The organism is Rhodoligotrophos appendicifer (assembly GCF_007474605.1).
Taxonomy (GTDB): domain Bacteria; phylum Pseudomonadota; class Alphaproteobacteria; order Rhizobiales; family Im1; genus Rhodoligotrophos; species Rhodoligotrophos appendicifer.
Genome location: NZ_VHKL01000011.1, coordinates 196,927 through 221,621, shown reverse-complemented (window position 1 = coordinate 221,621; position 24,695 = coordinate 196,927). Strand labels below are relative to the sequence as shown.

Sequence of the window (24,695 nt, the reverse complement as noted above, 5' to 3'; positions counted from 1 at the left end):
CATATCTGCATGGGGTATCCTTCGCCATATAGGCCAAAGCACCATTAAGGTCGTAGACCAGTTTCGCCTTACCACCAGGAGCATCACCAAAGCCCGGGAACAATCCCTCTAATCGCGAAGCTATCTCTGCCTTATGCCCCCAAACGATTCCAGTGGTAGGGGGGACTAAAGAACGCGTCCCGAGCCGTGGGCATACGGTGTATCGCAAAGTCTAACTGAATGAGGTAGTCGAGTTTTCGGAAATGGCGCCGGATGTCATTCAACCACTGCGGATGAAAAACCGAATAGGCCGGCCAAGGGCAACGAGGCTTGGTAGACTGAGCTCAGCCGATCCGGTAGACAAATTTAGTGGTTCCAGCGAGAGGTGGGCCTTAGACCACCGGCTCAAGACCACCCGTTCGCTGCTGCACGCCAAGTTCCCCCTCGCGCCAAGCCTAGTCAGGTGGATAGAGCCCTATTTAATCAGTGCGTACCAGCCTGAAGCAGGGAATGCTGACCCCGTCGGGCCGGTCGTCCCACACCACCTCCACCGGGCATCCGATCTCCAGCGCATCCAGCGGCGCGCCGACGATGTTCGTGATCAGCCGCACCCCGCCGGCATCGGGCAGCTCGACCAGCGCCGGCACATAGGGCAGATGGGCCGCCATCTCCGGGATGATGGCACGGGCCACGATCGTATAGCTGTAGAGGACACCATGTCCCGACAGCTCCGGCCACTCCAGCGCCTGCGACAGGCAGTTCGGGCAGAACGGCGTCGGCGGCATGCGGAAGGTGCTGCAACATCCGCATTTCGGCGCCACCAGGCGATGGGCGGCGGCAGCCTCCCAGAACGGCTTGGTCCACTGGTCCGTGGTCAAAGTGAACAGCTCGGGGGGCGGTGCTTTGGAAATCTCGCTCATGTCGGTCACTTCGCCAGGATGAGGCCGGAGACCGGCAGCGAGGAGGGCCCGCCGGTGACCAGCACCAGCTCCGCGTCGGCCACCTGGCTGACCGCCGTGCCGCGCAACTGCTCGACGCCTTCGCGGACATGGGACATGCCCCAGATATATCCCGCCGAGAGCTGGCCCCCATCCGTGTTCACCGGCAGTGAGCCGCCATCGTAGCGAATGGCTCCGCTGGCCACGAAGGGACCACCCTCGCCCTTTCCGCAGAAGCCGTAATCCTCCAGCTGGGTGATCACCATCGGGCTGAAATGGTCGTAGATCTGCGCGCAGTCGATGTCGCCGGGCGTGACGCCGGCCTGCGCATACAGGCCTCGCGCCACCGGCGCGTGCCCCCCCGAGGCGAAGGCCTCGTCCGGCATGTTCATCCAGTACAGGGCCCGGCCCCAGTCGCGGCCGCCGCCATGGGTGCTGGCCAGGATCCGCACCGGATCGCGCCTGAGATCGCGGGCCCGCTCCGTGCTCGTCACCACCACCGCGATCGCCCCATCCGTCTCCAGGCAGAAATCGAACAGGCAGCACGGATCCGCGATCATCGGCGCGTTGAAGTAGTCGTCCCGGCTCATGGGCTTGCGCATCACGGCGCCCGGGTTGCGCATGGCGTTGAGGCGTGTCGAGATCGCGACCTCGGCAAAATGCTCCCGCGTCGTGCCATAGAGATGCATGTGCCGGCGCGCCAGCAGAGCGAACATATGCCCCGGCCCGACCAATCCGGCCGATGAGAAGAACGCGTTTTCCGGTGTCTGCGGATAGGCCGACATGAGTGAGCCGAAACGCTGTTCGGCCATCTGCGTGCCTCCCACCACGACCACCGTCTCCGCCATGCCGCTGACGATCGCCGAGGCCGCCAGTCCCACGGCCCCCGCCGACCCGCCGCCGCTCCCCGTCAGCGTTGCCGTATAGCGGATCTCGGGAATGCCCAGGGTCTCCATGAGATAGGGCGTATCGAAGCCTTCCGAATAATAGGCGAACCCGTCGATGTCCTTGACGGTCAGTCCGGCATCGTCCACCGCGGCGATGATCGCTTTGCAGACAAGCTCGGGCAGCGTCTGCGGCAGGGACGTGCCGCGCTTGTAATAGGGCGTTGATCCCAGCCCGGCGATGGCGGTCTTGTCGCGGATGGTCATGGCCGCTCGCTCAGCAGCGAGCGCCCGATCACCAGCTTCTGCACCTCGCTCGCACCCTCATAGATCCGGCTCGCCCTCACCTCGCGATACAATTGCTCGACGATGGAGCCGCGCGTGACGCCGAGGCCGCCGAAGATCTGGACCGCACCGTCGATGACCCGGCTCGCGGCCTCCGTTCCCACATATTTGGCCATCGAGGCCTCCCGCGTGCAGCGGCCGCCGATCGTGTCCTTGGCCCAGGCCGCTCGATAGACGCTGAGCGCCGCCAGCTCCAGGTCGATGGACATGTCCGCAAGCTTCATCTGCACGCCGGCGATGTCGGCCATGGGGCTGCCGAACAGATGCCGCTCCTTCACCCGCGCCAGCGTTTCGTCCATGGCCCGCCGTGCCATCCCGAGCGTCGCTGCCCCCACCGATGTCCGGAAGATGTCGAACGTCTCCATGGCGATCTTGAAGCCGCGGCCGGCCTCTCCGATCAGCCGCGAAGCCGGCACCCGGCAATCGCTGAATGTCAGGCTCGACAGGGGATGGGCCGCCATCAGTTCCATGGGCGGACCGTAGCTCAGCCCGGGCGCATCCTTGTCCACCAGGAAGGCGGAGAGACCGCGCGCGCCCGGCGCCTCGCCGGTCCGCGCCACCACCACGTAATGGTCGGCGAAGCCGCCATTGGAGATGAACGCCTTCTCTCCATTGATCACGTAATCGCCGCCCGATGCCTCGGCCCTGGTCGTGATATTGGCGACGTCCGAACCCGAGCCCGGCTCCGTCAGGGCAAAGCCGGTGATCGCCTCGCCCGACCGGGCGCGATCCAGCACCAGCGCCTGCTGCTCCTCGGACCCGTGCATCCACAGCGCCGCGGTGCCGATCCCCTGCATGGCCAGGACGGCATCTGCCAGTCCGCTCTCATAGGCGACCGCCTCGCGCGCGATGCACAGCGCCCGCACATCGATCTTTCGGCCTCCTTGGGCGTCGCGCCGGGGCACCAGGATCTCGAGAATGTCCTTCTCGGCCAGGGACAGTGCCAGGGCCCGGCACGCATCGGCCAGCTCCTCGGCCCGCGGCTCGTCATGCGACGGAGCCCGCCAGCTCGCCACACGCTCGGCCAGTTTTTGGTGATGCGCCTCGAAGAAAGGCAGGGTCCAGAGTTGCCACCCGCTCAAAGATCGTCTCCTCCATGCCGGCGACTGAAGCGCCCGAGATGACCCGGCCAGGCCGTCGATCACCCATTTTGATCAAGTCTATCTCATCTGCGAATAGCATTCTACATAAAGAATTTCACTTGAAAGCCGTTTCGTCGCTTGCTACGGATAGGGCCAATGAAGATCCGCCATCCCCAACGGATGAGCGGTCACCAGCCGGACACCGGCCAAGGATAAGCAATTCGAGGGCCTTTGGCGGCCCGCCCAGGAGGACGCTGACATGCACGCTCGCGCACAGATGTCGCTGCACGCGGCCCCCCTTCCGGTCCCCGGCTTGGTCCGCTGAGCCGTCTCGTCGAACCCAGGGCGCCCATGCTGACATATCCTCACTTCGAGCCGCATTTCCCCAAGGACATGTGGGCGCTTCCAAAGATCCTTGAGCATCAGGCTGAGGTTCGGGCCGATCGGCCCTGTCTGTCCTGGACCGATGCCGGAACGCCGCTGAGCTTTGCCGAAGCCAATGCCGAGGTGAACCGTCTTGCTCACGGCTTGCTCGCCCAAGGCCTGAAGAAGGGCGACAGGGTTGTCCTGTATCTGCCCAACAGCCTGGAATTCGTGCTCACCTGGTGGGCTCTTCAGAAGATCGGCGCCGTTGAGGTGCCCGTGGGCGACCTGCAGAAGGGCGCCTTCCTCCAGCATCAAGTCAATCTGAGCCGGGCGCGCATCATCGTCACCACCCCGGAGCTCACCGAGCGCCTGGCCGAAGTCGAGGATGGCCTCGTCGATGTCGAGCGCTGCTTCCTGATTGGCGCCGGCGCGGCGCATCCGCTGAAGCGCATCAAATCCGCCCCCTGGACCGACCTCAAGACCGACAACAGGGAGAATCCGGGGATCGAAGTCGGACCCCGTGATGTGGCCGCCGTTCTCTATACCTCCGGCACCACCGGCCTCTCCAAGGGCGTGGTCATGTCCCACTCCCATTTTTACTTCTTTGCCGAAGAAGATGTGCAGCTGGTCGGGCTGACGGATCAGGACGTCTACATGACGGCCTTCCCCTTCTTTCATGGCAACGCCCAGTTTCTGACGATCTATCCCTGCCTGATCGCCGGCGCTCATTGCGTGCTCTACCAGAAGTTCAGCGCCTCCGATTACTTCGGCCGCGCCAAGCGGTCCGGCGCCACGGTTGCCAACCTGCTCGGCGCCACCATGTCGTTCATCTGCGCCACGCCGCCGTCGGCAAATGATCGCGGCCATAGGCTCCGCACCATTTACGCAGCCCCCCTCGCTCTCGGTCTTGCGAAGACCTTCACCGACCGTTTCGGGGACATCGAGTTCGTCGACGGCTTCGGCCAGACCGAGATTTCCAATGTCTTCATGACCCCGCGCGGCGCCAAGCGTCCCGATGGCGCATCCGGGGTGCTGGTGGACCAATGGTTCGAGATCCGTCTCGCCGATCCCGAGACCGACGAGGAGGTCCCGGAGGGCGAGATCGGCGAGCTGCTCGTGCGCCACAAGGCGCCCGGCATCATGTGCAGCGAATATTTGGGCATGCCCGAGAAGACGGTCGAAACCTGGCGGAATCTTTGGTTCCACACCGGTGACGCCCTGCGGCGGGACGCGGAAGGCTGGTATTACTTCGTCGACCGCGTGAAGGACGCCCTGCGCCGGCGCGGCGAGAACATCTCCTCCTTCGAGGTCGAATCCGTCGTCCGCACCCATCCCGCCATCGCCGAATGCGCCGTCATCGGCGTCAAGGCCGACGAGCAGGCCGGCGAGGATGAGGTGAAGGCCTGCGTCGTGCTGAAAGAGGGCCAGGCGGGCCTGGACTATGCCGATGTCATCGCCTGGTGCGATGCCCGCATGCCCGGCTTCATGGTGCCTCGTTATATCGAGGTCATGGCCAGCCTGCCGCAGACCCCCTCCGAGAAGGTCAAGAAAAAGGAGCTGCGCGAGGCGGGAGTGACACCTGCCACCTGGGACCGGATCCGCGAGAAGGTGATGCTGAAGACCGAGAGGACACCGCCCAAACCGGCGGTTGCGTGAGGCGGCGGCGGGGGACCCGCCGTCTGAGAGCTTGGACGCCGGCAGAGACTGGCAAGGGAGGAATAAGATGAAGACGATGAAGAAACTGGGCGTCGCCATGGCCGCCATGGTTGCGGTGGCGAGCAGTGCACTATCCGCATCCGCCGAGACGACCCTCCGGGTGGCGGATTATCTCCCCCTCACTCACTACCTGACCGTCGTCGGCTTGGCCCCCTTGATGGAGGCCGTCACGAAGGACACCAATGGTGAAGTTAAGTTTCAGCACTTCCCCGCTCAGCAGCTGGGCAAATCCACGGACTTCCTGCGCCTGGTGAATTCCAACGTGGCCCAGATCGCCGTCGTCGGCGTGTCCTTTCTCGGCGACAAGATGGAACTGTCCAACGTCGCGCAGATGCCGGGCGCCTTCGACAAGGCCTGTAACGGCCTCGTCGCCTATGACAAGCTGGCAGAAGGCGGAGCCCTGGGCGAGCGCGATTTCACCGCCAATGGCGTGACGCTGCTCTATCCGATCGTTTTGCCGCCCTTCGAGCTGGTCACGAGCAATACGCCGATCAATACGGTCGACGACATGAAGGGCAAGAAGATCATGGTGGCGACCCGCGCCACCGAGTCGCTGATGAACAAGATCGGCGCTGCTCCGATGATGACCGGATCCGGCGCCGCCGCTTATGAGGCGGTCACGCGCGGCACCATCGACGGGCTCATTTTCGCCCCCGACAGCATCCTGACCTACAAGCTCGACACGGTCACGAAATACGGCACCCAGAATGCCAATCTCGGCGGCCAGGTCGTTGCCGTCATCATGAACACGAAGGCGTTCGAGGCGCTCGATCCCAAGGCTCAGGAGGCCATCAAGGCTGAGTCCAAGAAGGCGGCTCAGCGGGTCTGTGAATATGTCGACCGGAAGAAGTCGGAAGCCATCACCAAGATCCTCGCCAACGGCGTCGATCTCAAGAAGTTCTCCGACGCGGATCTCGAGAAGCTGGATGGCTACGCGCAGGCAGTTCAGACCGATTGGGCCAAGGAGCTGGACTCCCGCAACCTGCCCGGCACTGAAACCTTGAAGGCATTCAAGGCCGCGCTGCCGGCCAACTGAGCCTCGATCGGAGACCATGATGATGGCTGCAAAGGCCGACGGGGTTCTCACGGCTGTGGAGGGTGTCACTGACACGCTCGCAGCCTTGGCGATGTTCACCGTGATGATCGTGGTCTCCATCGACGTATTCTGCCGCTACGCCCTGAATTCGCCTCTGCCCTGGTCCCTGGACCTCCTCGTCCTCTACATCCTCCCGGCCCTGTTCTTCTTTGGCCTGCCAGGCTCCTATGCCAAGGGCGCCCATGTGGCGGTCGACATCATCTGCAACTATATCGGCGCTCGTCCCCGCCTTGTTCTCGTCGTTCTCGGCCGCATGGCCGCCATCGCGGTGTTCTTCGCCTTGTTCTACTATGGAATGCTTCGCTTCCTGGATGCGGTCGAGACCGGCGAGGTCCTCCCGAGCCCGGTGGTCAACTGGCCGATCTGGCCCTCGGCAGTGCTCGTGCCGCTGGGATGCGGTCTGGCCCTCGTGCGTTCAGTCGAGCGCTTCGTCGTCGAAGCCTTGACCCTCTCGGCCCCGAAGGACGAGGTCGAGCAGCTCCTGGCCCTCGAACCCAAGCAGGAAGGGCTCGCGGAATGATCACCACATTTCCCATTGTCGCCCTGTTCATCCTTCTCGGACTGGCCATCCCCGTCGGCTTGGTCATGGCCCTTGTCGGCATGGCGGGCCTCCACTCCATTGGCGGCTGGGACATGGTGAGTGGGATCGTGCAGAGCACACCGCTCAGCACGGCTGGCTCCTATGAACTCCTCACTTTGCCGATGTTCCTGCTCATGGCGGAATTCGTCCTGATCAGCGGCGTCGCCGATGATCTCTTCCGGGCGGGCGCGGCCTGGACGGGCCGGGTGCGGGGCGGCCTCGGCATGGCGACGGCCCTGGCGGGCGCGGGCTTCGGCGCGATCTGCGGCACCAGCACCGCCGCCGCCGCGACCTTGTCGGCGACCACCCTTCCCGCCATGATCAAGCAGGGCTACAGGCCCGACGTGGCCGCCGGCGTGGTGGCGATCTCCGGCACGCTGTCCATGCTCATTCCGCCGTCCGTGGCCCTGATCATCTACGGCCTCATCGCCGAAGTGAACATCGGCAAGCTTCTCGTCGCCGGCATCGTCCCGGCGATGATCGTCACCTTCACCATCATCGCCACGATCTACGTCCTGGTCTTGCGTGACCCGAGCGTGGCACCGGCGGGACCGGCAGTTCCCTGGGCGGAGAAGTTCCGCCTGCTCAAGGTCACCGGTCCGGTCCTCCTTCTCTTTGCCTTCGTGACCGGCACCATCTATTCCGGCATCGCAACGCCCACGGAGGCCTCCGCCCTCGGTGCGCTCGCCGGCTTCGGTCTCGCTCTGTCGAGCGGCAAGTTGAACCTCGGCACCTTCCGCAAGGCCTTGGTCAGGGCCACCTACGGCACCTGCATGATCATGCTGATCATCCTCGGCGCCACCATCTTCGGCTATTACTTTGCGCTCACCCAGATCACGCAGGACCTGATCATCTGGGTTCAGGGTCTCGGCATCTCGCCGTGGATCGTCATGGTCATGATCGTGGCATTCTATCTGGTCCTGGGCTGCTTCATGGATCAGACCGCAATCCTCATTCTCACCGTTCCCGTGATCGTGCCCCTGGTCGTCGCGCTCGGCTTCGACCCGATCTGGTTCGGCGTAGTGATGATCGTCACCGCCGAGGTGGGCCTCCTGACACCGCCCGTCGGCCTCAATTGCTTCGTCGTCTCCCGCTATTCCGGCATTCCTCTGAGCGAGGTGTTCAAGGGCGTCTTGCCCCACATTCTGGCGCATCTCCTCGCTTTGGCGCTGATTGTCGGCATTCCCGAAATCACCCTCTGGCTGCCGAGCCATATGAACTGATGAACCATTTGCACAAGGATAGTGCCGGGATGAGCATTGACCCCCAGCCCGCCCTTCTCGTCGAGACCCGGGGCGCGGTGGCCGTCATCACGCTCAACCGCCCCGACAGCATCAACGCCATCAATGACGCGATCCGCAATGGCTTGCCCGCAGCCCTCAGGCAGGCTGATGAGGACCCGGACATCCGCGTCATCCTCATCCATGGGGCCGGCCCCCGTGGCTTCTGCGCCGGGGCCGACATTAAGGAAAAACGCGACGCCGAAACGCCGGTCGCCGCCCGGCGCCGGCTCACCCGCGATCCCTGGATCCAGGCTTTCGACCGCACCACCAAGCCGATCATCGCCGCGATTCACGGCGCCTGCATGGGCGGCGGCCTCGAAATGGCCCTGGCCTGCGACATCCGCATCGCCGCCCCCGACGCGAAATTCAGCCTGCCGGAAACCGGCCTCGGCCTCATTCCCGGCGCCGGCGGAACCCAGCGTCTGCCCCGGGTCATCGGCTTGGGTCCGGCCCTGGACATGCTCCTCACCGGCGATCGGATCGATGCTGCCGAAGCCCTGCGCCTCGGCCTCGTGTCGCGCCTCGTTGAGAATGTCGAATCTCTCCTTCCCGAAGCGCTGGCGCTGGCGCTGAAGATTGCCGCCCGCGCGCCCTTGGCCACGCTCTACGTGAAGGAGGCGACCGTGAAGGGCGCCGGCATGGCTCTGGCAGACGGCATGGCACTGGAGGCCAACCTCTTCAGCCTGCTTCTGTCCACGCAGGACAAGATCGAAGCCGCGCGCGCCTTCGTCGAGAAGCGCGCGCCTCAATTCACCGGCGAGTGACGCCGCTCACCATCATCGAGACAGGACACAGGACGTGCCAGAGAAACAGAAAGTTGTCGTCATTGGAGCGGGCCAGATGGGGCTCGGCATCGCCCACGCTTTCGCTCTGGCCGGACCGGAAGTCGTCATGGTCGATGTCAGCCAGCCCGTGCTCGACAAGGCGGTCGCTGCGATCGAAGCCATCATCCAGGGCGGCGTGAAGCTGGGCAAGGTCCCTGCCGATAAGGCCGCTGCCGCCATAGCGGCGCTCGCGACCTCGACCAGCGCCGCCGAGGCGGCCAAGGGAGCCACTCTCGTCATCGAAACGGCGACCGAGAAGCTCGACGTCAAGCTGAAGATCATGCGCGAGATCGATGCAGTCGTCGGCACCGACACTGTACTCGCCACCAACACCTCGGCCCTCAGCATCACCGAGATCGCGGCCGCCTCGGCGCATCCCGAGCGGGTCGTCGGCATGCATTTCTTCAATCCCGTCCACAAGATGAAGCTCGTCGAGATCATCCGTGGGCTCCAGACCAGCGAGGCGACCGTCGAGCGCCTGAAGGAATGGTCCACCGCCATCGGCAAGACCTTCATCGTCGTCAACGAGGCCCCCGGCTTCACCACCAGCCGCATGTCGGCCATGCTCGGCAATGAGGCCATGTGGATGCTGTCCGAGGGCGTGGCGACCGCAGAGGACATCGACACCGCGTTGCGCCTGGCCTTCAATCACCCCATGGGTCCCCTCGAGCTCGGCGACCTCACGGGCTGGGACACGCGCTACGCCGTGCTTCAGCATCTTCATCAGACCCTGGGCGAGAAGTTCCGCCCCTGCCCGCTCATCGGCAAGATGGTCAAGGCCGGCCGCTACGGCCGCAAGGTGGGCCACGGCGTCTACAAATATGAGAATGGCGAGAAGGTGCCGGGCTCCGGCTTGAGGGCCCATCTATGAACGACCCGGTCATCATCGATGCCGTCCGCACCCCCATCGGGCGCTTCCGTGGCGCTCTGAGCCAGGTCCGCGGCGACCATCTCGGCGCTTTGGTCCTGAATGCGCTCCTCGAGCGCAACGGCCTCCAGCCCTCCGCCATTGATGACGTGATCTTCGGCTGCGTCACCCAGATCGGCGAGCAGAGCGCCAACGTGGCACGCACCTCTCTATTGGGCGCCGGCTGGCCCGAAACCATCCCCGGCGTGACCATCGACCGCAAATGCGGCTCCTCCGAGGCCGCCCTTCACATGGCCGCAGGCGAGATCGCCTCTGGCATGGTCGACATGGTCGTGGCCGGCGGCGTCGAATCCATGAGCCGCGTTCCCATGGGCAGCAACCGGGAAATCCATGGCGAGCCTTTCGGCCACAAGCTCCTGGACCGCTTCGAGATGACCTCTCAAGGCGAGGCGGCCGAGCGCATCGCCGACCAGTGGACCATGACCCGCGACGACCTCGACGCCTATGCCATGGAGAGCCATAGACGTGCGGCCCAGGCGGACGATGAAGGTCGCTTCGAGGGCCAGAAGATCCCCGTCGAAGTGAACGCCTGGCAGGAACCCGGCGCCGAACCGGCGAACATTGTCCTGACCGCCGACGAGACCATCCGCCGTGGCACGACCCTGGAGAAGCTCGCGACCCTGAAGACGAGCTTCCGCCCCGACGGCCGCGTCACGGCGGGCAATGCCTCCCAGATCTCGGATGGTGCAGCTGCCCTGCTGGTCGCATCCCGTGAAGCGGCGGAGAAGCACGGCCTGAAGCCCCGCGCCCGCATCGCCGCCATGACCACGGTGGGCTCCGACCCGACCCTCATGCTCACCGGACCCCTCGCCGCCACGCGCCGGGTGCTGGACCGCGCCGGCCTGTCCATCGACGAGATCGACCTCTTCGAGGTGAACGAGGCCTTCGCCCCGGTGCCGCTCATGTGGATGAAGGAATTCGGCGTCGGCCACGACCGGTTGAACGTCAATGGCGGCGCCATCGCCCTGGGCCACCCCCTCGGCGCGAGCGGCGCCCGCTTGCTGACCACCCTGCTTCACGAAATGGATCGTCGCGGCGCCCGCTACGGCCTTCAGACCATGTGCTGCGCCGGCGGTCTCGGCACCGCCACCATCATCGAACGTCTGGATTGACGCCGGCTCCATCGTCGGCAGGAGGAAGAACATGCGCCAGGTACGGCTTGGAAAATCGGGACTGCTCAGCTCGGCCCTGGGGCTCGGCTGCATGGGCATGTCCGAATTCTACGGTCCCCAGGACGACGCCCAGTCGCTCAAGACCCTCGACCGCACCATCGAACTCGGCATCACCATGCTCGACACCTCTGACATCTATGGCCGCGGCCATAACGAGGAGCTCGTCGGCAAGGCCATCGCGGGCCGCCGCGAACGGGTGCTGGTAGCCTCGAAATTCGGGATCGTGCGGGATCCGACCGGCCCCTCCGGCAGTCTCTACGACCGCGACCTGAACAACCGCCCCGACTATATGCGCGCCTGTTGCGAAGCCTCCCTCAAGCGCCTCGGCACCGATTACATCGATCTTTATTACGTCCACCGCATGGACCCGAACATCCCCATCGAAGACACCGTGGGCGCACTCGGCCAGCTGATGAACGAAGGCAAGATCCGTGGCATCGGTCTCTCCGAGGTCGGCGCCGACATCCTGAAGCGCGCCAGCGCGGTCCATCCCATTGCCGCCCTGCAGTCGGAATATTCCCTCTGGGAACGCGCCGTCGAGGCCGAGACCCTGCCGGCCTGCCGTGCCCTCGACATCGCCTTCGTGCCGTACAGTCCCCTCGGCCGCGGCTTCCTGACCGGCGCCATCACCTCCACGTCCGTCTTGAACGACAACGACATCCGCCAGAACTCGCCGCGCTTCCAGGAAGGCAACATCGATCGCAATCTCGAGCTCCTGCAGAATGTGAAGGCCCTGGCGGCCAAGCGTGGCTGCACCCTGGGCCAGATCGCGCTCGCCTGGCTGTTCGGCCAGGGCAACGACATCGTGCCCATCCCGGGGACGAAGCGGATCAAATATCTCGAGGAGAATGCCGGCGCCGTCGATATTCTGCTGACGAAGGAGGAGCTGGCCTCCATCGACCTCTCCTCCACGGAATTCGCAGGCTCGCGCCACTGGGTGCCGACGCCGGCGGTCTCCTGACGATCAGCCGGCGAGATGCTTGCACCGCAGGGCGAACTCCTGCAGGTCGGCGACGACCGAGGCGGCCCGCTCCTTGTCGTATTGCCCGGCGAACATCGTGGCCGTGACCGCCATGGTCGCGGTTCCCGCATCATTCAGGATCGGCACGGCGACGGAGACGGTTCCGGCGGCGAAATTTCCATCGTCGATCGACCATCCCTGCTCGGCGGTCTCCCGCACCTGCTGCAGGAAATCTTCGAAGCTGATCGGCCGATCCCAGCGGATCTCGTCGAAACGCTTGCGGATGTCCGCCCTGGAAAGGGTCGAGAAGGCGGCCATGACCCGTCCGGTGGCACCGATGAGGATGGGCAGCCTTTGCCCGACCGACATCTGGATCCGCATCGCATTGCGCGTATGCGCGCTCAGGATCAGGACCTTGCGGTTCTGCGAGATGGGCTGCCACAGGGTCACCGTCACCCCGTGATCGAGAGCGATGCGCTCCATCACCGGCTGCACCGAACTGATGTCCCCGCGCAAGGCTGTCGCGCCTCGGGCCAGATCCATGACGCCCCAGCTGATCACATAGGTTTTTGCCGCCGGATCGAAGGCGACGAAATCGTCCCCGGCCAGCGTCCGCAGGATGTTGAAGCAGGTCGACGGGTTGAGTTTGAGGTCCTTGGCGATGCGGGTGACGCCGACCGGGTCCGGGCTGCGGCTGAGATAGCGCAGGATCTTCACCGCGCTCGAAACGGCGCCGACGACCTTTGCGGCTGGCGAGGCCTCGCCGTCGACCCGAGCGGCCGGTCTTTCGGTCCCCGCAGATTGTGCATCTTTGGAGCGTTTCGCCATGAGGACGGCATCGGCCATGAAGGTTCCCGGTTGGTCGCTATTCGCTATCGAGAATTATAACAGAGTGCTGCACTGCGATAAATTATATTCTTCCAGAAGAAAATCATTCGTGATGGAGAAGGCACTATTCCAAAGAACTGCAGAGACTTTTTCGGCGACCGTCTGACCCGGGGAGCAGGAGCATGAATCGTTTCAAGGACAAGATCGTAGTGGTGGTCGGCGCCGGCTCCATCGGGCCCGGCTGGGGCAATGGCAAGGCGGCCGCCGTGCTCTATGCGCGCGAAGGGGCCCGCGTCTTCGCCGCCGATGTCAATCTCGAAGCCGCACGCGAGACTCAGGAGATCATCCGCGGCGAAGGCGGCGCCTGCGAGGTCGGGACCGTCGACGTGACCTCCGAGGACAGCATCCTGGCACTGTTCGATCAGGTCTTCGCCGCCACCGACCGCATCGATGTCCTCCACAACAATGTCGGTCTCACCCGCCCCGGCGCCACGGTGGATGTCTCGGCCAAGGACTGGGACGACATCTTCGCCATCAACCTGCGCAGCATGTTCCTGACCTGCCGCACCGTGCTTCCCGCCATGATCGAAGCCGGCAGCGGCGCCATCGTCAACATTTCCTCCATATCCTCCATGCGCTGGCTCGGCTCGCCCATGGCCAGCTACGAAGCGTCGAAGGCGGGTGTCACCCAATTCACCCGGGCGATCGCCCTCGAGCATGCCTCCCGCGGCATCCGCGCCAATGTGGTCACCCCGGGCCTCATGGACACGCCGACCATCGTCGCCCCCTACAGCGCCATCGCGGGCGCCGCGCAGATGGATGAGGTCCGGCGTCGCCGGGCCGAGGCGGTCCCCATGGGCCGCATGGGCGATGCCTGGGATATCGCCCACGCCGCCCTGTTCCTCGCTTCCGACCATGCCCGCTACATCACCGGCCAGGAGTTGATCGTCGATGGCGGCATCACCCGCATGGTCGGCTTCAAGCCACGGTGATCCCATGAGCCATCTCTTCACACCTCTCACTCTCGACGGCCTGACGCTCGCCAACCGCATCGCCGTCTCGCCCATGTGCATGTACAGCGCCGCGGCCGACGGCCTGCTCACCTCCTGGCATAGATTCCATCTGGGCGGGCTCAGCCTGTCCGGCGCCGGCCTGATGATCGTCGAATGCACCGCCGTCGAGGCCCGGGGCCGCATTTCGCTGCGGGACCTCGGCCTCTACAACGACCAGCAGGAGGAAGCCTTCGCCCGGCTCATCGAGGACATCCGGCAGAATTCGGACATCGCGATCGGCATCCAGCTCGGCCATGCCGGCCGCAAGGGCGCACGCACCGTGCCCGGCGATGGCGAGCGCGCGCGCCCCTTGCTGGCCGAGGAAGGCGGCTGGCCCGGCATCGCGCCCTCGGCCGTGTCCTATAGCGACGGCTGGGCCGAACCCGAGGCCCTTGATGCCCGCGGCCTGGTGGAGGTGCGCGAAGCCTTCGCCGACGCCGCCCGCCGCGCCGACCGCTGCGGCTTCGACCTGGTCGAGATCCACGGCGCCCACGGCTATCTGCTCCACGCCTTTCGCGCACCGAACTCGAACCACCGCCAGGACGATTATGGCGGCTCGCGGGAGAACCGGCACCGTTTCCCCCTGGAGGTGATCGCCGGCGTGCGCGCGGCTCTGTCCCCCACAAAGCCCCTCGGCGTCCGCGCCAATGGCGAGGATTGGCACGATGACGGCGTTACCCTGGACGACACCATCGCCTATGCGAAGGCCCTCAAGGACCTGGGCGTCGCCTACATGACCACCTCGGGCGGGGCCGGCTCGCCCCACATCAAGCCACCGCCGGTGACGCCGGGCTACATGGTGCCCTTCGCCCGTGCGGTGCGTCGCGAGGCCGGGATCCAGGCCATGGCGGTCGGGATGATCGTGACGGCGCAGCAGGCCGACCAGGTGATCGCTTCGGGCGATGCCGACCTCGTGGCCGTGGGACGCGGCTTCCTCGATGATCCCCGTTGGGCCTGGCACGCGGCCGCCGCCTTGGGCGAGACGGTCCCCTATCCCGTCCCCTACCGCAAAGCTTTGCCCGGTGCCTGGAAGGGCTATCCGCTCGCCCACGCCCTGCCGCCGGCCTAGAGCGTCCGGGCGATGATCTCCTTCATCACTTCCGAGCTGCCGCCATAGATGCGCATCACCCGCGCATCGACCCAGGCGCGGCCAATGCCATACTCGCTCATATAGCCATAGCCGCCATGGAGCTGCAGGAACTCGTCCAGCAAGCGGTTCTGCATTTCGGTGGCGACCAGTTTCACCTGGGCGGCATCGACCGACTCCAGCATCCCCTCCAGATGCAGCCCGAGGCACTGGTCTACATAGGCCCGCAGCATCGCCGCCTGTGCCTTCGCCTCCGCCAGCTTGAACCGTGTGTTCTGGAACTCCGCCACCGCTTTCCCGAAGATCTTCCGGTCGCGCGTATAGGCGATTGTTACGTCCAGCAGGCTCTCGATCGACGCCGCTGCCCGTAGCGCGATGATGAGACGTTCCTGCGGCAGGTTGTGCATCAGATAGGGAAAACCTGAATTCTCCTCCCCCAGGCGGCAGGCGGCCGACACCCGGACCTCGTCGAAGAACAGCTCCGAAGTGTCCTGCGCCAGCAACCCGATCTTCTTGAGCTTGCGACCCTTTGCGAAGCCCGGTGTCCCCTCCTCGACCCCGAACAGCGAGATCCCCTTGGCCCCCAGCGCCGGATCGGTTTTGGCGACGACGATCACCAGCCCCGCATTCTGCCCATTGGTGATGAACGTCTTCTGCCCGTTCAGGACGTAGTCGTCTCCGTCGCGCCGCGCCGAGGTCCGCACCGCCTTCAGGTCGCTGCCCGCTCCGGGCTCGGTCATGGCGATGGCACCGATCATCTCGCCCTTCGCCATGCGCGGCAGCCAGCGCGCCTTCATCTCCTCCGAGGCATAGGCCTGCAGATAGGGCGCGACGATGTCCGAATGCAGCGGGAAGCCGATGCCGCTCGCATTCACCCGGGCCAGTTCCTCGATGACCACCGCCGAATGACCGAAATCGCCGCCCCCGCCGCCATACTCCTCGGGGATCGCACAGAGCAGCAGGCCCGCCTCGCCGGCCGCCAGCCACACATCCCGGGGGACGATCCCTTCCTCCTCCCAGCGCGCATGATGCGGAGCGATTTCGCTCTCGACGAAATGCCGGACGGTCTGTCGGAAAATCTCGTGTTCGCTGCTCAGCACCCTACGCATTCGATCTCCGGGATTACCTGTGAATCTCGGGACATTTCCTATCATGGATTTCGGGCTGAGCTGAAGAACTGGTGTGGCGGGCGCCGGTTGTCCTTTACTCCGCCCGTCGCAGACTGCTGACCAGGAGGAACGCCGCCAGCCCCACCATGGAGATGATCGTGGACGCGGCCATGACCGAGGGATCGCTGGACAGCGCCAGGGAGTCCAGCATGGTCTTCGGCACCGTGGCGACGGTCGCCCCACCGAGGAAGATCGGCATGATCACGTCGTCGAAGGAGGTCATGAAGGCCAGCACCGCTCCCGCGAGAATGCCCGGGGTGAGCAGGGGCAGCACCACATAGCGAAACGCTTTCAAGGGCGTGGCCCCCAGGGTGCGCGCGGCCGCCTCCAGGGTCTGGTCCCGGCGACGGATGGTGGAGATCACGGTGATGACCACGAAGGGGATGGAAATCACCGCTTGGGCAAGAGCGACGCCGGGATAGGTCCCGATCAGCCGATACCACGCGAAGACGGGGTAGACGGCCATCCCGAAGGACACATAGGGCACGACCAGCGGAGCCAGGAAGACGACCAGCACAGCGTTGCGGATGAAAGGCTGCCGGATGCGGCTGATGCCATAGGCCGAAAGGGTCCCCACCGTGGTCGCGATCAAGGTGCAGAGCGCGCCGATCACCACGGTGTCGAACAGCGACCCGCGCCACTTCGAATCGCTCATGATCACGCCATACCAGCGCCAGGAGAACCCTTCGGGCGGAAAGGTCATGAAGCGGCTTGCCGTGAAGGACACGCTCGCCGAGACGAAGATCGGAGCGACCAGGAAAAAGAGCACCAGGATGAGGAAGGCTGGTAGGATGATCTGTGCAGGCTTTGCCATGGATCTCCTCAATCTCGCCGGGTGACGTCGCTCAGGCCGGTCACCCGCACATAGAGCGAGGCGCCCAGCATGGAGACGATGATGACGACGGCTGACAAGGCCGCGCCCATGCCCCAGATCCCCGATTTCATGGCGAGGCTCTCGATCTGCATGACGACGGTGGTCTGGGATGCGCCGCCGAGAACCGCCGGGACGAGGTAGAATCCCAGGGAATAGACGAAGACGAGCATGCCGCCGGCAATGACGCCCGGAGCCGTCAGCGGCAGGAAGATCCGATAGAAGGCCCGGGTCGGGCTTGCCCCCAATGTGCGCGCCGCCGGCACGAGGCGCGGGCCGACCCGCATCATCGAACCGAGCAGGATGAGCACCATATAGGGCAGCATGACATGGATCATGCCCACGATGACGCCGATCTGGTTGTACAGGAGCTGGATCGGCACGGTGGCGCCCGTGAGCCAGAAATAGGATTTGTTGATCAGGCCCTGGTCACCCAGGATGACGAGCCACGAAAAGGTCCGTGGCACGGTTCCCACGGCGAAGGCGAAGAGCAGGATCCCGAGCGCCATCCGGCGTCGTCGTGGCGAGGCCTGGAAGATGGCATAGGCGGCCGGATAGCCGATCAGGATGCAGCCGATCGTGGTCTGCAGGCTCGATCGCACCGAGTTCCAGAACACCCGTATGTAGAGCGGCTCGTTGAACAAGGCGCGGAAATTGCCGAGCGTCGGGCCTGGATCGTAGATCGCATCGCGAAAGATCAGGATGATGGGGACGATGAACAACGCGATCATCATGGCAATGCCCGGCACGAGCCAGACATAGGCCGCGAGTTCCCCCCGCAGGGCTCTGAGCGCAGGCTTCGAGGCGCCCTGCCCGCTGGGCGGGCTTCCTCGGCCGCCCGACACATGGCCTTTCACGCCGTGGAATTCGACGGGCGCCACATTCATCAGCGCAGGCTTTCGCCGTCGTCCAGAACGATGACGGAGCGTTCGATCCTCAGCCCGACATCGACCTGGTCGCCGGGAGCGAAGGCGCCCATCTGATGCTGGCCGCAGCGCGCCGCCAGGACCAGGGGCGCCTCGACGCCGGACAGGCTGTAGATCGTATTGGCGCCATTATAGAGCATCTCGTCGATCCGGCAGCGCAGCCTGATGAGGCCCGTCATGGTGTCGGGCGGCCCGACCACGATGTTCTCCGGCCGCACCACCAGCCTGATCTTGTCATGCGGCATTGCCGCCTCGAGGCGCACTTGCGACCGGGGCAGTTCGACGGAGCCGATGGGACAGTCGATCACCGCCGTCTCCGCGTCGATCGAACGGATCCTGCCGTCGATGAGATTGGCATCGCCGATGAAGCTGGCGAGGTAGGATGAGGAGGGCACGCTGTACAGGCGGTTGGGTTCGTCGATATCGAGGATGCTGCCGTCTCGCATCACGATGATCCGGTCGGAGAGGGCGAGCGCCTCGGACTGGTCGTGGGTCACATACATCACCGTGACGCCCGTGCGCCGATGCAGCGATTTGATCTCCGCCTTCATGTGCTCGCGCAAATTCTTATCGAGCGCGGACAAGGGCTCGTCCAGCAGCAGCAGCTTCGGCTTGAACACCAATGCCCGCGCCAGCGCGACACGTTGCTGCTGGCCGCCCGAGAGCTGGCTCGGCTTGCGGTCGGCAAGCTGCGATGCTCCCACCAAGGCGAGGATGGTCTCCACCTCCGCGGCGATGTCCGACTTCCTGCGCCCCCGCATTTGCAGCGGAAAGCCGATATTCTCCCGCACACTCATATGCGGGAACAGCGCATAGTCCTGAAACACCAGGCCGATGTCGCGCGCCTCCGGCGGCAATTCGGTCGCGTCCTTCCCGTCGATCAGGATATGCCCGCCACTGGGATCCTCGAGCCCTGCTATCATCCGCAGCACGGTGGTCTTGCCGCTGCCCGAAGCGCCGAGCACGGAGATGAATTCACCGCGTGAGATGTCGACGCTGAAATTACGGACGGCATTGACGTGACCGAACCTCTTTTCGAGGTTGCTGATCTGAATGGAAGCGCCGGCCATTGCGGTGGCCTCCGGCACGGGAGCCGCTTCAGGCATCACTATGCTCCGAGATCATTTCGGGACGGGGCAGATGCACTGTGCACCCTGCCCCGATCCGGATCGAGCCCTAAAGAATACGCCAGCTGTCGTATTTCTGCTGTAGCCGAGCACGATGCTCGGAATAGTACGCGACGTTGAAATTGATCATCTTGTCGAGATGCCCCGTCGCCACGGCCTGCTTCTGCTCCGGCGTCATCAACTCCAGCACGGCGGTATTGGCCGGCGATGTGGGCCAGGCATTGATGAAGGCGAGTTCCTTTTTCGGATCGAAGAAGCTGTCCAGGTATTGGTGACACTCCTTCACATATTTCGAGCCTTTGGCGATGCCTACCAGCGGACTGAAATAGAAGCCCTCATCATAGACGACGTCGATCGGCCGGCCGTCCATATGCGCCATGACGGTGTCGCTGCCCCAGGTCAGGACCATCACCACTTCGCCCTGCTCCAGCATCTGCTGCACGGCGTCATTGGCCTGGGTGTCGTGGAAGACGCGGATATGCGGCTTGATCTTGTCCAGCATCTTGAACGCCCGGTCCTCATCGAGCGGATAGAGCTTGTCCGGGGCGACCCCGTCGGCCATGAGCGCGGCTTCCAGCACGCCACAGACCCAGGTCCCCAGCGAGCGCGGGCCCTTAAAGCCCTCGATGTCCCAGAAGTCTTTCCATCCCGTCGGCGCCTTGCCGCCGAACGCCTTCGTATTGTAGCTCATGGGGTAGATCGTCACATAGGGCGCCGCGCCGAATTTCTGGCGCGCGCCGGCGATGGCGTTCTTGGCATTGGGCATCTGGCTGTAGTCGAGTTCCTCGAGCATGCCCTGGGCGCCCATCAGGGCGGGGTCCACTTCGTCGTTGAACCAGGCGAGGTCATAGCCTTCCGGATTGCCGTGGCGCATCGCCGTCTGGAATTTCCCCAGGTTGAACGGCGTGATGTCCTTGATCTCGAAGCCGGTCTCCTTCTGGAAGGGCTCGGAGAAGGCGACGCGGATGCCTTTACCGAAATTTCCGCCCCAGGTCATGAAGTTGATGGGTCCTTTCGCCTCCTGCGCCAGGACCGGCAGCGCACCGAACGCGCTCCCCAATGCCATGGCCGGAATCGAGGCGCCAATTCCCTGCAGCGCCGCCCGCCGTGACAGTAAAAACTCGGTTTTCCCCTTATCCTTTGTCATATGACCACCCCATCTTTGTTTGTTCAGGAATGAACCCGTTTGTTGAAGTTTATGGCTCCACGCGCTTCTTGTTTCCTCCACTTCCCGAGGTGCGGTGTTTTAGTGAAGCGCATGGAGAAAACGCCTTTTCCACTTGGCGTTACAGCCTCCGGAACACAGTCTAGGAACCCATCCCCTCCATTGAAAACGATGAATTTTTATCGTCATGATGGAAGAATTCGATCCATGCCTCTGCTGATTTCTCGGCCGGGCGTAATTGGAGCGCCTCGAGCTCAGGCGCGACGCCGGCGGCGGCACACCGTTCCTCGGAAGCCGTGCCGTAGAGAGTGGTGCGTTGCCAGGCGCGGCGCCCGAGACTGGCGGCGATGTGCTGGAGGGCTGCGGGGGTCATTTCCTGGCCGTGGGAGGCGCCGGCGGCGCGCGATATGGTCTCGTTCATAAGCGTTCCGCCGAGGTCGTTGGCGCCGGCCTGGAGGCAGGCTCGGGCACCCTCTACGCCCATCTTGACCCAGGACACCTGGATGTTGGCGATCGACCGGTGCAGGGCGAGCCGGGCCACGGCATGCATGAGGATGGCTTCGCGCAGCGTGGCCCCGCGCCGCGAGCGCCCCTTCAGGTAGATCGGCGTTTCCATGGGCACGAAGGGCAGCGGCACGAACTCCGTGAAGCCGCCGGTCTCGTCCTGCAAACTCCGCAGCCTCAGCAGATGCCGAGCCCAGTGCTCGTGGCGGTCCACATGGCCGAACATGATGGTGGAGGTCGAACGCAGGCCCAGGGCATGGGCCTCCCTCATCACCGCGAGCCATTCCTCCGTTGTGATCTTGTCCGGGCAGATGACGGCGCGCACCGAATCGTCCAGGATTTCCGCAGCGGTTCCGGGCAGGCTGCCGAGGCCCTCATCTTTCAACCGCTTCAGGAACTCCCGGACCGGAACTCCCAGCGTGGCGGCGCCCTGGAAGACCTCCAGCGGCGAGAAGGCATGGACATGCATGTCCGGTGCGGCGTCCTTCACCGCCCGCAAGATCGCCAGATAGGTCTCGCCCGTATAGGCCGGATGGATGCCGCCTTGGAGACAGACCTCGGTGGCGCCTCGGCTCCAGGCCTCCACGACCCGCCGCTGGATCTCGTCGAGCCCCAGATCATAGGGACGTCCGCGCAGGTTCTCGCTGAGCTTGCCCTTCGAGAAGGCGCAGAACTGGCATTTGAAGGAGCAGATGTTCGTGTAGTTGATGTTGCGGGTGACGACATAGGTGACGTCGTCGCCGCAGGCCGCACGCCTCAGGCCGTCCGCCGCGGCGCAGACGCGATGGAAGTCCTCCCCGCGCGCGCCGAACAAGGCGACGAGTTCGGGCTCATCGAGAACGGCCCCCTGTTCGGCGCGCGAGATCGCGCGATCGATCTGCCGCCTGGCTGGCGTGGCGACATGGCGGACAGCCCAGTCCGGTTCCATGCCGTCATGTTCGGTCAGGCTCCCGGGCGTCCACTGCCCGAGCCGGGCGAAGCCTTGAGCATCCGAATGCTCGAGAAGCGGCCGCCTGAGCCTCCCATCGACCCAGGCCTCGGCCTCATGGACGTAAGCCGGATAGAGCGCGAGCCGCTCCGTCAGGACCTTGCCGGCCTCGGCGGTCTGCCGCGCCAGCGCGTCGAGATGGGGCCAGGGCGCTTCCGGATTGACATGATCGATGGTCACCGGCGAAACGCCGCCCCAGTCGTTGATGCCGGCATCGATCAGGTCGGCCAGGCTGCCCGTGCTGAGGTTCGGCGGCGCCTGGATGGTCATGGCGGGCTCGAAGATCATCCGCGCCGCGGCCACGGTCCACAGATGCTCCTCGGCGCTCGGCTCCGGCGCATCGGCCATTCGGGTCCCGGGCTTGGCCCGGAAGTTCTGGATGATGATCTCCTGGAGATGGCCATGGGCCTCGTGGCTCGCCCGCAGCGCCAGCAGCGCCTCGATCCGCTCCGCTCGCGTCTCGCCGATGCCTATGAGGATCCCCGAGGTGAAGGGAATCCGTGCCCGGCCCGCATCGTCGATCGTCCGCAGGCGCACCAGGGGCTGCTTGTCCGGGGACCCGTGATGCGGCCCGCCGCGCCGGCCCAGGCGCTCCGCGCTGGCCTCCAGCATGAGTCCCATGGAGATCGACACCGGCCTCAGCCGGGCGAGATCCGTCGGCGTCATGATGCCGGGATTGAGATGCGGCAGCAGCCCGGTCTCCTGCAGAACCAGCTCCGCCATTGCGGCGAGATAGGACAGCGTATCGGCATGCCCGAGCCGGGCGAGTTCGTCGCGGGCGAGGCGATAGCGGAGTTCCGGCTTGTCGCCCAGCGTGAACAGGGCCTCCTTGCAGCCGGCCGCCGCGCCGGCCCGGGCGATCGCAAGCACTTGCTCCGGTGTAAGGAAGGCCTCCTGCCCCTTCTGCGGCGGTTGTGCGAAGGTGCAGTAATGGCAGACATCCCGGCAGAGATGGGTGAGCGGGATGAAGACCTTACGCGAGTAGGAGACGATGTCTCCATGGCCGGCATCGCGCCGCTCGGCAGCCGCACGCATCATCGCCCGCAAGTCGCCATGATCCGCCAGAGAGCGCGCCTCGGCATCGGACAGTCGCGGGAAGCAGGTGCGCGTCATGATGCGGTCCGCTGGGCTCGTGCGCCCAGATCGAGGCGCGACTGCTGAAGCAGATCGAGCGTGCGGCCGGGCGGCAGCATCGCCAGCAAAGCGTGGCAGTCCTCCGCTGTGTCCAGGTCGCGGCCGATGCCGGACAGGATCGCGATCCGGGGGTCCAGGCCCGCCTGCCGCGCCAGGGCGAGATGGCGGAGGAAGCTGTCGGGGCCGAAACTGAAGGGCACGCCAGCAGGGGGCGTCACCAGGATCGCGTTCGTTCCCCGCCTGTCATGGGCGGGCACGATGGAATATCCCGGCCCCTCCGGATGGCCCGCCAGCAGGCGCGTCACCTCGGCGGCGGTGGCCGCCGGCACGTCGGCGGGGAGGCAGAGGAGGCCGTCGCTGTTCTGTGTCGCCAGATGCTGTGCCGCTTCGGTCACGGCACCGGCATAGTCTTGGCCGGGACTGTCCTCGATCACGGCGGCACCATGACCATGGGCGATGTCGGCCGCCGCCCGGTCCGGCGTGGCCACCATCACCCCGGCCAGTCCAGGCACCCCGCGCAGCATCGTCAGGACATCCTCCAGCATGGCGCGGGACAGCGCCTCCCGGAAGCGGCTTGAGAAGACGGGAGACAGCCGCTGCTTGGCGGTAGCGAAGCCCTTGAAGGCGACAACGGCCCAGATCGTGCGGTTCGAGACCATGGCGGTGCCCGCTCCTCGGCTATCCGAAGGCTTTCCGGAGCTTGGGGAACACCTGCTCCGAATAGAGCTTGATGAATCGGGCCTGGTCCGGTCCGGGTGCATGGAACACGAGATGCCGGAAGCCGAGTTCCACATAGGGGCGGATCTTCTCGACATGCTCGTCGGGATCGTTCGAGACGATCCAGCGGCGTGCAGCTCTTTCCACGGGCAGCGCGTCGGCCAGCCGCTCCATCTCGAGGGGATCTTCCACCGACATCTTCTCTTCCTGCGACAGCGCCAGGGCCGCCCAGAACTTCGTGTCCTCCATGGCCTTCTGGCGATCGGTGTCGAAGGAGACCTTCATCTCGATCATGCGGTCGATCGCGTCATGGGGACGTCCTGCAGCATCGAGGCCGGCCTCCACATTGGGCAGGAGCGTATCGCGATAGAGCTCCATCGCCTTGCCGCTGGTGCAGATGAAGCCATCCGCCACCCGGCCGGAATATTTGGCGATCATCGGCCCGGCCCCGGCGATGTAGATCGGCACCAGACGGTCCGGGCGGTCGTAGATCGTCGCCTTCTCGGTCTTGTAGTATTCGCCTTCGAAGGTGAGCCGATCCTCGGTCCAGAGCCGGCGGATGAGGTCGATCGACTCTCGCAGGCGGGCGAAGCGCTCCTTCAGCTCGGGCCACTCCATGCGAGTCGCCGGCACCTCGTTGAGGGATTCACCCGTCCCGACCCCGAGGATGACCCGCCCCGGAAACATCGCCCCCAATGTGCCGAAGCAATGGGCGACGATGGAGGGATGATAGCGGAAGGTGGGCGTCATGACGCTGGTGCCCATGACGATCCGCGAGGTCTTCGCCCCAAGAGCCCCCAGCCAGGCAAAGGAGAAGGGGGCATGTCCGCCTGTATGGCGCCAGGGCTGGAAATGGTCGCTGATGAACACCGACTCAAATCCCGCTTGTTCCGCCAGCACTGCATAATCCAGCAGCTCCGTCGGTCCGAACTGTTCGGCCGACGCCTTGTATCCGAGTTTGATCGACACGCCT

At 64.9% G+C, this 24,695-nt stretch carries 22 protein-coding genes; 10 read left to right on the top strand and 12 right to left on the bottom strand.

The window, feature by feature from the left end; translation table 11 throughout:
• Window positions 1-458 precede the first annotated feature (458 nt).
• From FKM97_RS22900 to FKM97_RS22890, 3 genes are read right to left on the bottom strand one after another with little or no spacing between them, the layout of a single operon-like run.
• Window positions 459-899 carry a Zn-ribbon domain-containing OB-fold protein gene (locus tag FKM97_RS22900; protein WP_144294775.1) on the bottom strand — a complete coding sequence of 147 codons (441 nt, stop codon included), beginning with the start codon at window positions 897-899 and terminating at the stop codon, window positions 459-461.
• A gap of 5 nt (window positions 900-904) precedes the next feature.
• Window positions 905-2,068: a thiolase C-terminal domain-containing protein gene (locus FKM97_RS22895; RefSeq protein ID WP_144294774.1), complete on the bottom strand. Its 1,164-nt coding sequence runs from the start codon at window positions 2,066-2,068 to the stop codon at window positions 905-907.
• A complete protein-coding gene (locus FKM97_RS22890; protein WP_144294773.1) occupies window positions 2,065-3,228 on the bottom strand; it encodes an acyl-CoA dehydrogenase family protein in 1,164 nt (387 codons plus the stop codon). Before FKM97_RS22890 ends, FKM97_RS22895 begins: the two co-directional genes overlap by 4 nt.
• 351 nt (window positions 3,229-3,579) lie before the next feature.
• Between FKM97_RS22890 and FKM97_RS22885 the strand changes: the two genes are divergently transcribed.
• The 8 genes from FKM97_RS22885 (at window position 3,580) to FKM97_RS22850 (ending at window position 12,154) form a co-directional block, all read left to right on the top strand.
• A complete protein-coding gene (locus tag FKM97_RS22885; protein WP_144294772.1) occupies window positions 3,580-5,250 on the top strand; it encodes an AMP-binding protein in 1,671 nt (556 codons plus the stop codon).
• A 67-nt stretch (window positions 5,251-5,317) separates the two neighbouring features.
• Entirely contained in the window at window positions 5,318-6,346 is a 1,029-nt protein-coding gene (locus FKM97_RS22880; RefSeq protein ID WP_144294771.1) for a TRAP transporter substrate-binding protein, read from the top strand.
• A 16-nt stretch (window positions 6,347-6,362) separates the two neighbouring features.
• Entirely contained in the window at window positions 6,363-6,926 is a 564-nt protein-coding gene (locus FKM97_RS22875) for a TRAP transporter small permease (protein WP_144294770.1), read from the top strand.
• Window positions 6,923-8,209 (top strand): TRAP transporter large permease, encoded by a 1,287-nt coding sequence (locus FKM97_RS22870; RefSeq protein WP_144294769.1) that lies wholly within the window; start codon window positions 6,923-6,925, stop codon window positions 8,207-8,209. The genes FKM97_RS22875 and FKM97_RS22870 overlap by 4 nt, the downstream gene beginning before the upstream one ends.
• A gap of 29 nt (window positions 8,210-8,238) precedes the next feature.
• The gene (locus tag FKM97_RS22865; RefSeq protein ID WP_144294768.1) at window positions 8,239-9,033 is read left to right on the top strand and encodes an enoyl-CoA hydratase/isomerase family protein; all 795 of its coding nucleotides are present in this window, start codon (window positions 8,239-8,241) and stop codon (window positions 9,031-9,033) included.
• Window positions 9,034-9,067: 34 nt separating this feature from the next.
• Window positions 9,068-9,964: a 3-hydroxyacyl-CoA dehydrogenase gene (locus FKM97_RS22860; protein WP_144294767.1), complete on the top strand. Its 897-nt coding sequence runs from the start codon at window positions 9,068-9,070 to the stop codon at window positions 9,962-9,964.
• The gene (locus FKM97_RS22855) at window positions 9,961-11,133 is read left to right on the top strand and encodes a thiolase family protein (RefSeq protein ID WP_144294766.1); all 1,173 of its coding nucleotides are present in this window, start codon (window positions 9,961-9,963) and stop codon (window positions 11,131-11,133) included. The genes FKM97_RS22860 and FKM97_RS22855 overlap by 4 nt, the downstream gene beginning before the upstream one ends.
• A gap of 31 nt (window positions 11,134-11,164) precedes the next feature.
• On the top strand, window positions 11,165-12,154 hold the full coding sequence (locus tag FKM97_RS22850; RefSeq protein WP_144294765.1) for an aldo/keto reductase: 990 nt from the start codon (window positions 11,165-11,167) through the stop codon (window positions 12,152-12,154).
• Between the two features lie 3 nt (window positions 12,155-12,157).
• On the opposite strand, the gene FKM97_RS22845 is transcribed toward FKM97_RS22850, so the two are convergent.
• Window positions 12,158-13,000: an IclR family transcriptional regulator gene (locus FKM97_RS22845; RefSeq protein WP_144294764.1), complete on the bottom strand. Its 843-nt coding sequence runs from the start codon at window positions 12,998-13,000 to the stop codon at window positions 12,158-12,160.
• A gap of 164 nt (window positions 13,001-13,164) precedes the next feature.
• Between FKM97_RS22845 and FKM97_RS22840 the strand changes: the two genes are divergently transcribed.
• Window positions 13,165-13,974 carry an SDR family NAD(P)-dependent oxidoreductase gene (locus FKM97_RS22840; protein ID WP_144294763.1) on the top strand — a complete coding sequence of 270 codons (810 nt, stop codon included), beginning with the start codon at window positions 13,165-13,167 and terminating at the stop codon, window positions 13,972-13,974.
• 4 nt (window positions 13,975-13,978) lie between these two features.
• The gene (locus tag FKM97_RS22835) at window positions 13,979-15,103 is read left to right on the top strand and encodes an NADH:flavin oxidoreductase/NADH oxidase (protein ID WP_144294796.1); all 1,125 of its coding nucleotides are present in this window, start codon (window positions 13,979-13,981) and stop codon (window positions 15,101-15,103) included.
• On the opposite strand, the gene FKM97_RS22830 is transcribed toward FKM97_RS22835, so the two are convergent.
• The 8 genes from FKM97_RS22830 to fgd form a co-directional block, all read right to left on the bottom strand.
• A complete protein-coding gene (locus tag FKM97_RS22830) occupies window positions 15,100-16,230 on the bottom strand; it encodes an acyl-CoA dehydrogenase family protein (protein ID WP_144294762.1) in 1,131 nt (376 codons plus the stop codon). The two genes, FKM97_RS22835 and FKM97_RS22830, sit on opposite strands and share 4 nt — an antisense overlap.
• Before the next feature lie 94 nt (window positions 16,231-16,324).
• Complete coding sequence (locus FKM97_RS22825; RefSeq protein ID WP_144294761.1) at window positions 16,325-17,104, bottom strand: ABC transporter permease; 780 nt, start codon at window positions 17,102-17,104, stop codon at window positions 16,325-16,327.
• Between the two features lie 8 nt (window positions 17,105-17,112).
• Window positions 17,113-18,048, bottom strand: a complete 936-nt coding sequence (locus FKM97_RS22820) for an ABC transporter permease (protein WP_144294760.1) — start codon at window positions 18,046-18,048, stop codon at window positions 17,113-17,115.
• The gene (locus FKM97_RS22815; RefSeq protein WP_144294759.1) at window positions 18,048-19,193 is read right to left on the bottom strand and encodes an ABC transporter ATP-binding protein; all 1,146 of its coding nucleotides are present in this window, start codon (window positions 19,191-19,193) and stop codon (window positions 18,048-18,050) included. The genes FKM97_RS22820 and FKM97_RS22815 overlap by 1 nt, the downstream gene beginning before the upstream one ends.
• Before the next feature lie 70 nt (window positions 19,194-19,263).
• Window positions 19,264-20,361, bottom strand: coding sequence for an extracellular solute-binding protein (locus FKM97_RS22810; protein ID WP_144294758.1), 1,098 nt, complete (start codon window positions 20,359-20,361; stop codon window positions 19,264-19,266).
• Between the two features lie 160 nt (window positions 20,362-20,521).
• Window positions 20,522-22,984 (bottom strand): 5-amino-6-(D-ribitylamino)uracil--L-tyrosine 4-hydroxyphenyl transferase CofH, encoded by a 2,463-nt coding sequence (gene cofH / locus FKM97_RS22805; protein WP_144294757.1) that lies wholly within the window; start codon window positions 22,982-22,984, stop codon window positions 20,522-20,524.
• Complete coding sequence (gene cofC / locus FKM97_RS22800) at window positions 22,981-23,664, bottom strand: 2-phospho-L-lactate guanylyltransferase (RefSeq protein ID WP_170241085.1); 684 nt, start codon at window positions 23,662-23,664, stop codon at window positions 22,981-22,983. Before cofC ends, cofH begins: the two co-directional genes overlap by 4 nt.
• Window positions 23,665-23,683: 19 nt before the next feature.
• Window positions 23,684-24,691, bottom strand: coding sequence for a glucose-6-phosphate dehydrogenase (coenzyme-F420) (fgd, locus tag FKM97_RS22795; RefSeq protein ID WP_144294755.1), 1,008 nt, complete (start codon window positions 24,689-24,691; stop codon window positions 23,684-23,686).
• Window positions 24,692-24,695: the final 4 nt, after the last annotated feature.